Below are 2,208 nucleotides of genomic sequence, written 5' to 3'. Positions count from 1 at the left end.
CCTCAAACGCACCGAACACAACAACCAGCCCCGGCCGGACACCCCAGTCGTCACCCTCGTCGGACCCACCAAACCAGCCCCAACCTCCCGGAAAAGGGCCTAAATCACCGGTATTGGCACTAGATGATTGAGTCCAAGGGGTCAGTGGTCGTAGGCGGTCAGTGAGCGCAGGATGGGTTGTCCGGTGTGGTCGTTGTGCCAGATCACGGCGGTGAGCGCGAGGATTCGCTGCATGGCGCGGGCGACGACCCCGCCGGGCGTGCGCCCTCACCGGACGCTGTCACCGAATTCGCGCCGGCGATCCCTTGGGCCGATCGCCTCTCTTGATCTCAACCGTGCTTGAGGTAACACCATGGTCCGCATGAACACGGATTCCACGGCCTACGCCGCAGACATCGAAGCCGTCAAGCAGGTCGTTGCCATCGTCGAGCACTCCCAGCAGCACAAGGACCCCGACCAATTCCTCGCCCTCTTCCACCCCGACGCGGTCTGGACTACGGCCCACGGCAAGGTTCTCATCGGCCTCGACGCGATCTCGGAGTTCACCCGGGAGGTACTCCCCGCGGCCAACTGGGACGGCAAGGTCAGCTACGAGGTGGTCCATGTGCTCTTCATCCGCCCCGACGTCGCGGCGGTCAAGGTTCGTCAGCGCTACCTGTCCCCGGACGACGAGAGCGAGGGTGCTCCGCTGTACGTGATGACCAAGCAGGACGATGGCCGCTGGCTGCTGACCGCCTGCCAGAACACGGGGGTCGTCGCCGACTGATCGATTCGGACGGATTGGCTGCACGCACCAAGCGAGGGCGTCCAACGTCAGTGTGTGAAGACAGAGTTGGACACCCTCGCGACCGCACTCTATGGGGTGTTCACGAGTACGCCTGGCCTGCGACATCAGGAGCGTTTGAAGATTGCTTCCCGTCTCCTGTGCGATCGTTGCCCGTCAGGAAGGGTAGCCGTCGGCCTCAGGCTGCGGCGCGTTCGGCGAGTGGGCGGCGCCGCAGGGTGGTCTCGGTCAGGGAGCGCGGGGGGAGTGAGGTGGCGGGGTTGTAGAGGTTCGTCCCGGGCGGCACGATTTCGTCGATCCGGTCGAGGGTCGCATCGTCCAGGGTGAGTGCGGCACCCTTGAGCAGGCCTTCCAGCTGCTGCATGGTCCGCGGTCCGATGATGGCCGAGGTGACGGCGGGGTGGGCCACGGTGAAGGCCACGGCCAGCTGCGGCAGGGTACAGCCGATGCTTTCCGCGAGTTCGACGAGCTGTTCCACGGCCTCGAACTTGGCGGCATTCGCGGCGATCGTGGGATCGAAGTTCGCCGGCCGGATCGCGGCCCGGCCGGTTGCCAAGTCCGTGGGCTTGTCCTTGCGGTGCTTGCCGGTGAGGAAGCCGAAGGCCAGGGGGCTCCAGACCAGTACGCCCATGCCGTAGCGCTCGCAGACCGGAAGGAGCGAGGACTCGATACCGCGGGCCAGGATCGAGTAGGGCGGCTGGTCGGTGCGGAAGCGTCCCAGGCCGCGGCGCTCGGAGACGTGGTGCGCCTCGACGATCTCCTCGGCCTGGTAGTTCGAGCAGCCGAAGGAGCGAATCTTGCCCTGGCGCACGAGGTCGTCGAGGACGGAGAGCGTCTCCTCGGTGTCGGTGGTGTGGTCGGGGAAGTGGATCTGGTAGAGGTCGAGCCAGTCGGTGTTCAGGCGCCGGAGGCTGTCCTCGACCGCCTTGAGTATCCAACGCCGGGAGTTTCCACCGCGGTTGGGTCCCTCACCCATCGGGAAGTGGACCTTGGTGGCGAGTACGACGTCGTCACGGCGCCCTCGCAGCGCCTTGCCCACGATCTCCTCGGATTCGCCCATTCCGTACATGTCGGCGGTGTCGACGAAGTTGATGCCCTGGTCGAGGGCAGTGTGGATGATGCGGGCGCAGTCGTCATGGTCGGAGTTGCATCCGTCCTGGAACATCATGGTGCCGAGGCAGTGGACGCTGACCTCGATGCCGGTTCTGCCGAGGGTGCGATAGCGCATGGTGAGGTTCCCTTACTAACCGATCACGCAGGGCGACAGGAGCGTCGGCCGCACGAGGCACCCTAGGAACTAGAGTCCTCTCTAGATCAACCCCCGTTACCCTGAGAGCCTGTCGGGTGGCCAGTTGATTACGCCGAGCATGGGCCGCTGACGGCCTCGGAGTTGTCACACTGGCACACACCACGTGATCATTCCG

2 protein-coding genes and 1 pseudogene are annotated in these 2,208 nt (G+C 65.2%); 1 reads left to right on the top strand and 2 read right to left on the bottom strand.

What is annotated here, in order from left to right:
- Positions 1 to 141: 141 nt before the first annotated feature.
- Positions 142 to 267, bottom strand: a pseudogene (locus tag ACZ7IB_RS49010) (IS982 family transposase); the annotation flags it as partial.
- A 94-nt stretch (positions 268 to 361) separates the two neighbouring features.
- Between ACZ7IB_RS49010 and ACZ7IB_RS49005 the strand changes: the two are divergent.
- A complete protein-coding gene (locus tag ACZ7IB_RS49005; protein WP_470921852.1) occupies positions 362 to 766 on the top strand; it encodes an SgcJ/EcaC family oxidoreductase in 405 nt (134 codons plus the stop codon).
- 196 nt (positions 767 to 962) lie between these two features.
- On the opposite strand, the gene ACZ7IB_RS49000 is transcribed toward ACZ7IB_RS49005, so the two are convergent.
- Positions 963 to 2,012, bottom strand: a complete 1,050-nt coding sequence (locus tag ACZ7IB_RS49000; protein ID WP_470921850.1) for an aldo/keto reductase — start codon at positions 2,010 to 2,012, stop codon at positions 963 to 965.
- Positions 2,013 to 2,208: the final 196 nt, after the last annotated feature.

Source organism: Streptomyces sp. NPDC037301 (genome assembly GCF_055602785.1).
The sequence above is the reverse complement of the archived record's forward strand: the minus strand, read 5'-3'. Positions and strand labels throughout refer to the sequence as shown.

Coding starts and splice junctions, on each gene's coding strand:
- ACZ7IB_RS49000 (WP_470921850.1), bottom strand. CDS start 2,012: ATGCGCTATCGCACCCTCGGCAGAACCGGCATCGAGGTCAGCGTCCAC.
- ACZ7IB_RS49005 (WP_470921852.1), top strand. CDS start 362: ATGAACACGGATTCCACGGCCTACGCCGCAGACATCGAAGCCGTCAAG.